The organism is Embleya sp. NPDC025285 (assembly GCF_055558835.1).
Genome location: NZ_JBVHLU010000219.1, coordinates 1 through 6,293 on the forward strand (window position 1 = coordinate 1; position 6,293 = coordinate 6,293).

Below are 6,293 nucleotides of genomic sequence, written 5' to 3' on the forward strand. Positions count from 1 at the left end.
ACGGTACGCGGCACGGCGGTCAACCAGGACGGCGCGAGCAACGGCCTGACCGCGCCCAACGGCCCCTCCCAGCAGCGGGTGATCCGGCAGGCGCTGGCGAGTGCGGGACTGTCGGCCGCCGACGTCGACGCGGTCGAGGGCCACGGAACGGGTACGACGTTGGGCGACCCGATCGAGGCGCAGGCACTGCTCGCCACCTACGGGCAGGGCCGGCGCGACGAACAGCCACTGTATCTCGGGTCGTTGAAGTCGAACATCGGTCACGCGCAGGCCGCCGCGGGCGTCGCCGGGGTGATCAAGATGGTCATGGCGATGCGCGAGGGCGTACTGCCGCAGACGCTGCACGTCGACGAGCCGTCCCCGCACATCGACTGGTCCGCGGGCGCGGTGGAGGTGCTGACGCGGGCGCGGGAGTGGCCTACAACCGACCGTCCGCGCCGGTCCGCGATCTCCTCGTTCGGGATCAGCGGTACGAACGCGCACGTGATCATCGAGCAGGCGGACGGCGAGCCCGCGCGGCCGGTCGCGGGGGCAGAGCCGGTACCCGCCACCGAGGCGGCACCCGTCACGGAGTCGGCGACGAAGTCCCTTACGGAGCCGACTCGGGGCGGGCCGAGCGCGCTGCTCCCGTTCGTCGTCTCCGGGCGGGGCGAGCCCGGCCTGCGGGCGCAGGCGGCCCGACTGGCGCGGTTCGTCCGGGACGAGCCCGAAGTCCCGTTGTCCGACCTGGCGGCTTCGCTGATCGCGTCGCGGTCGGTGTTGGAGCGCCGGGGCGTCGTGCTGGCCGCCGACCGGGCGGAGCTGGCGTCCGGATTGGCGGAGTTGGCCGAGGGGGAGTCCGTACCGGATAGCGCGCGGTCCTCGGGTCGGACGGTCTTCGTGTTCCCGGGGCAGGGATCGCAGTGGGTGGGGATGGCTGCCGCGCTGCTGGATTCGTCGCCGGTGTTCGCGGAGCGGATCGCGGAGTGTGCGGCGGCCCTTGCGCCGTTCGTGGACTGGTCGTTGGAGTCGGTGCTGCGGTCGGAGTCGGAGGATTGGCCGGCCCGGGTCGACGTCGTGCAGCCCGTGTTGTGGGCGGTGATGGTGTCGCTCGCCGAGCTGTGGCGTTCCTTCGGGGTCGAGCCCGCCGCCGTGGTGGGGCATTCGCAGGGGGAGATCGCGGCGGCGTGCGTGGCGGGGGCGCTGTCGCTGCCGGACGGCGCGAAGGTCGTGGCGTTGCGGAGCCGGGCCATTCTCGCATTGGCAGGCTCGGGGGGTATGGCGTCGGTGTCGCTGCCCCCGGCCGGCGTGGCGCAGTTGCTGGCGCCGTTCGACGGTCGGGTGTCGGTGGCGGCGGTGAACGGTCCGGCGTCGGTGACGGTGGCCGGTGAGTCGGCCGCGTTGGACGAACTGCTCGCGGAGTGTGACGCGCAAGGCGTGTGGGCGCGTCGGGTGCCGGTGGACTACGCCTCGCATTCGGTACAGGTGGAGTCGATCCGAGATCGCCTGCTGGCCGAGTTGGCCGGTATCGAGCCGAAGGCGCCGACGGTGCCGTTCTATTCGGCGGTGACGGCCGAACCGCTGGGGACGACGCGGCTCGACGCGGACTACTGGTACACCAACCTGCGTCGGACGGTTCGTTTCGAGGAGACGATTCGCCTGCTGCTGACCCAGGGTTTCGACGCCTTCGTCGAGGTGAGCGCGCACCCGGTGCTGACCACGCCGATCGAAGGTACGGTCGAGTCCGCCGAGGCCGCAGCGGTGGTTCTGGGAACGTTGCGGCGGGGGGAGGGCGGCCTGGCCCGGTTCACCGCCGCGCTGGCGGAGGCGTATGTCGGCGGGCTCGCCGTGGACTGGTCCCCACTGTTGGCCGAGCGGGTTCGTGACAACGGCACGGTGGCCGTCGACCTGCCGACATATGCCTTCCAGCGCCGGCGGTACTGGCTGGAACGCACGGCGTCCACCGGTGACGCGCGCGGTCTGGGCCTGGCCGAGGCGGACCATCCGCTGCTGGGCGCGGCGGTGCAACTCGGCGGTGGGCAAGGGGTGGTGCTGACGGGCCGACTGTCGCTGTCCTCGCACGCCTGGCTCAGGGATCACGCGGTCGCCGGGACGGTGCTGTTGCCGGGCGCGGCCTTCGTGGAACTGGCCATCCGCGCCGGGGACGAGGTGGGCTGCGGCCGGATCGCCGAACTCGCCCTGGAAGCACCGCTGGTGATCCCCGAGCACGGCGCGTCGCAGATCCAGGTCGTGGTCGGCGCGGCCGAGGCCGACCGGTCCCGGACCGTGAGCGTCTTCTCGCGGAGCGCGGACGAGTCCGCGCGACTCGGCTGGACCCGGCACGCCGCCGGGATCCTGGCCGAGCGCGGATCGGCGCCGGACGTGGCCTTCGCTGCGGGCGCCTGGCCGCCGATCGGTGCCGAGCCGATGGATCTCGACCACTTCTACGCCGACCTGGTGCCGAGCGGCTACGCGTACGGACCCGCGTTCCAGGGCCTGCGCGCCGCCTGGCGGGTAGGCGAGGACATCTACGCCGAGGTCGCGCTGCCCGAGGACACGGCGGCGAGCGCGGCCCGCTTCGGGCTGCACCCGGCGCTGCTCGACGCCGCGCTGCACGCCGCTCTCGCGCACGGCGGCGACGGCGCGGCGGAGCACGTGCGACTGCCGTTCGTCTTCAAGGGGCTGACCCTCTTCGCGGGCGCCGCGTCCCACCTGCGGGTAAGGCTGTCGTCCGTCGGGTCGGACACCGTCCGCGTGACGCTGGCCGACCCGACGGGGGAACCGGTGGCCTCGATCGAGGCGCTGACCCTGCGTCCGATCGCCGCCGAGGTGCTCACGGCGACCCGACCCGTCGCGGCGGACGACCTGTGCCGCGTCGAGTGGACTCCGGCCGGACCGGTCGGCGCTGCCTTCACCGCCGGCATCGGCGGTATTCGGGTGCTGGACGCCGACGCGCCCGACCTGGAGGAGGTGGCTGGGGGCGGCGTACCCGACGTGGTCGTGCTGCCCTGCCTCGCCGACCCGGGACCGCAGGAGGAGCATGCCGCCGCGGTCCACCGGGTGGCCGGCGGGGTGCTGTCGGTGGTGCGGGACTGGTTGGGCGACGAGCGGTTCGCCGGGTCGCGGTTGGTGGTGGTGACGCGGGGCGCGGTGGGTGTCGCGTCCGGCTCGGCGGCGTCGTCGGCGTCGATGTTGCCGGCGTTGTCCGGCCTCGCGTCGTCGGCGGTGTGGGGGCTGGTGCGGTCGGCGGCCACGGAGCATCCCGACCGCTTCGTGCTGGTGGACGTCGACGAACGCGACGACTGGCAAGCCGCGTTGCCGGGCGCCCTGGCGTGCGGCGAGCGGGAGACGGCGATACGCGGCGGCGCGGTGTTGGTGCCGCGACTCGTCCGGCACGCCGTCGACTCCGCCGTTGCGGATGCCTCCGTCGACGCTGCTTTCCTTGCCCCCGCCGAGCTGTCCTTCGGCGCCGGCACAGTCCTGATCACCGGCGGCACCGGCCTGTTGGGCGGCTTGATCTCCCGTCGTCTCGTCTCGCACCACGGCGTGCGCAGCCTGGTGTTGCTCAGCCGTCGGGGCGAACAGGCGCCTGGCGTCGCCGAATTGGTGGCGGAGCTGTCGGCACTGGGCGCGTCGGTGGTGGTCGAGGCGTGTGACGCGGCCGATCGGGAAGCGTTGAGCGGCGTATTGACCCGCCTCCGTACTCCGTTGACCGGTGTGGTGCACGCCGCCGGCTTCCTGGACGACGGCTTGGTCGAGGCGTTGACCGAGGACCGGTTGCACAGTGTGCTGCGCGCCAAGGTCGACGGCGCGGTGAACCTGCACGAACTGACCCGCGATCTCGACCTCTCCGCCTTCGTCCTCTTCTCCTCCGTCTCCGGAATCCTGGGCGGCCCGGGACAGGCGAACTACGCTGCGGCGAACACCTACCTCGACGCCCTCGCGCACGCCCGCCACGCGAACGGGCTCCCCGCCACCTCGATGGCCTGGGGTCTGTGGGCCGAGGCCGGCGGGATGACGGGCGCGATGAGCGGCGCCGACCGGCAGCGGATGAGCCGACTCGGCGTTGGGCCGCTCGCCACCGAGCAGGGCCTGCGCTTGTTCGACGCCGCGCTCGGCTCGGCCGAAGCGCTGCTGGTCCCCGTCGCGCTGGACCTACCCGCGCTCCGCGCCCGCGCCGGGAACGGCGCGCCGGCGGGGATGCTGCGCGGTGTCGTCCCCATGCCCGTTCGCCCCACCGCCGGCAGCGCGACCGCCGCCCCGTCGCGGTCCGCCCTCGCCCAACGGCTCGGCGCACTGCCGGACACCGAACAAGAACGCGCCCTGCTGGACGTGGTCCGCGAACAAGTGGCGGCCGTACTCGGCCTGCCCACGGGCGCCGACGTCGACGTCTCCGCCACCTTCAAGGCCCTCGGCTTCGACTCGCTCACCGGCCTCGACCTGCGCAACCGGCTGAACACGGTGACCGGCCTGCGCCTGCCGGCCACCCTCGTCTTCGACCACCCGACCCCGACCGCACTGCTCCGCCAGGTCCGGCGGGAACTCTTCGGTGCCCAGGACGCGACCCCCACCGCGGCCGGTCCGGTGGCGGACGACGAACCGATCGCGATCGTCGGCATGGCCTGTCGCTATCCCGGCGGTGTGGAGTCGCCCGAGGACCTGTGGCGCCTGGTCGCCGAGGGCCGGGACGCCGTCTCGCCGTTCCCGTCGAACCGCGGCTGGGACCTGGAGGGCCTGTACGACCCCGACCCCGCGGTCCCCGGAACCAGCTATGCCCGCGAGGGCGGATTCCTGCACGACGCCGCGCAGTTCGACGCCGGGTTCTTCGAGATCTCGCCGCGTGAGGCGCTGGCGATGGACCCGCAACAGCGCCTCCTGCTGGAGACCTCGTGGCAGGTGCTGGAGCGGGCCGGGATCGACCCCGCCACACTGCGCGGCAGCCGAACCGGTGTGTTCGTCGGGGTGATGTACCACGACTACGCGTCGGGCATGCAGAAGGTGCCCGAGGGCGTCGACGGTTACCTGCTGATGGGCAACACCGGCAGCGCCGCGTCGGGCCGGCTCGCGTACGCCTTCGGGTTCGAGGGCCCCGCGATCACCGTCGACACCGCGTGCTCGTCGTCGCTGGTGGGCCTGCACCTGGCGGTGCAGGCGCTGCGCGGCGGCGAGTGTTCGATGGCGCTGGCCGGCGGGGTGACGGTGATGTCGACCCCGGAGGTCTTCGTCGAGTTCAGTCGCCAGCGCGGTTTGTCGCCGGACGGGCGGTGCAAGGCGTTCTCGGCCGCCGCGGACGGGACCGGCTGGTCCGAGGGCGTCGGTGTGCTGCTCGTGGAGCGGCTCTCCGACGCACAGCGCAACGGCCATCACATCCTCGCCGTCGTCCGGGGGACCGCGGTGAACCAGGACGGCGCGAGCAACGGCCTGACCGCGCCCAACGGCCCCGCCCAACAGCGGGTCATCCGGCAGGCGTTGACGAGTGCGGGACTGTCGGCCGCCGACATCGACGCGGTGGAGGCACACGGAACGGGCACCACACTCGGCGACCCGATCGAGGCGCAGGCCCTGATCGCGACCTACGGTCAAGACCGCGACCCGCGGACGCCGTTCTACCTGGGATCGCTGAAGTCGAACATCGGCCATGCCCAGGCCGCCGCGGGTGTGGGCGGCGTGATCAAGATGGTGATGGCGATGCGCGAGGGCGTGTTGCCGCAGACGCTGCACGTCGATGAGCCTTCGCCGCACGTGGACTGGTCGGCGGGCGCGGTCGAACTGCTCACCGAAGCCCGCGCGTGGCCCGAGACGGGTCGCCTCCGCCGGGCCGCTGTCTCGTCCTTCGGCGCCAGCGGTACCAATGCGCACGTCGTCCTGGAGCAGGGGCCCGAGCCGGTACTCGCGCAGGCCGGCGAGGAGGCGACGGACGACGGGCGCGTCCTGCCCTGGCTGCTCTCGGCGAAGTCCGGTGACGCGCTCCGGGCCCAGGCGTCCGTCCTCTCCGGATACCTGCACGACCACCCCGAACTCGACCTCACCGCCGTCGCCTCGGCGCTCGTTACCTCGCGTGCGGCTCTCGAAGAGCGCGCCGCTGTGGTCGGTTCCTCGCGGGCCGCGCTGTTGGCCGGGCTCGACGCGCTCGCCGTGGGCGAAGCCGCGGTGGGCGTCGTACGCGGCTCGGTCCTCGGCGCCGGCGATCTCGCCTTCCTGTTCAGCGGGCAGGGATGCCAGCGGGTCGGGATGGGGCGTGAGCTGCACGATCGCTTCCCGGTGTTCGCGGAGGCGTTCGATGCCGCTGTTGTCGAGTTGGATCGTCGGTTGGT

At 73.0% G+C, this 6,293-nt stretch carries 1 protein-coding gene; it reads left to right on the forward strand.

Going from position 1 to position 6,293, the window contains the following annotated elements; genetic code table 11:
• A partial coding sequence (locus tag ACZ4FV_RS51400; protein WP_465328297.1) for a type I polyketide synthase occupies window positions 1-6,293 on the forward strand: 6,293 nt, incomplete at both ends.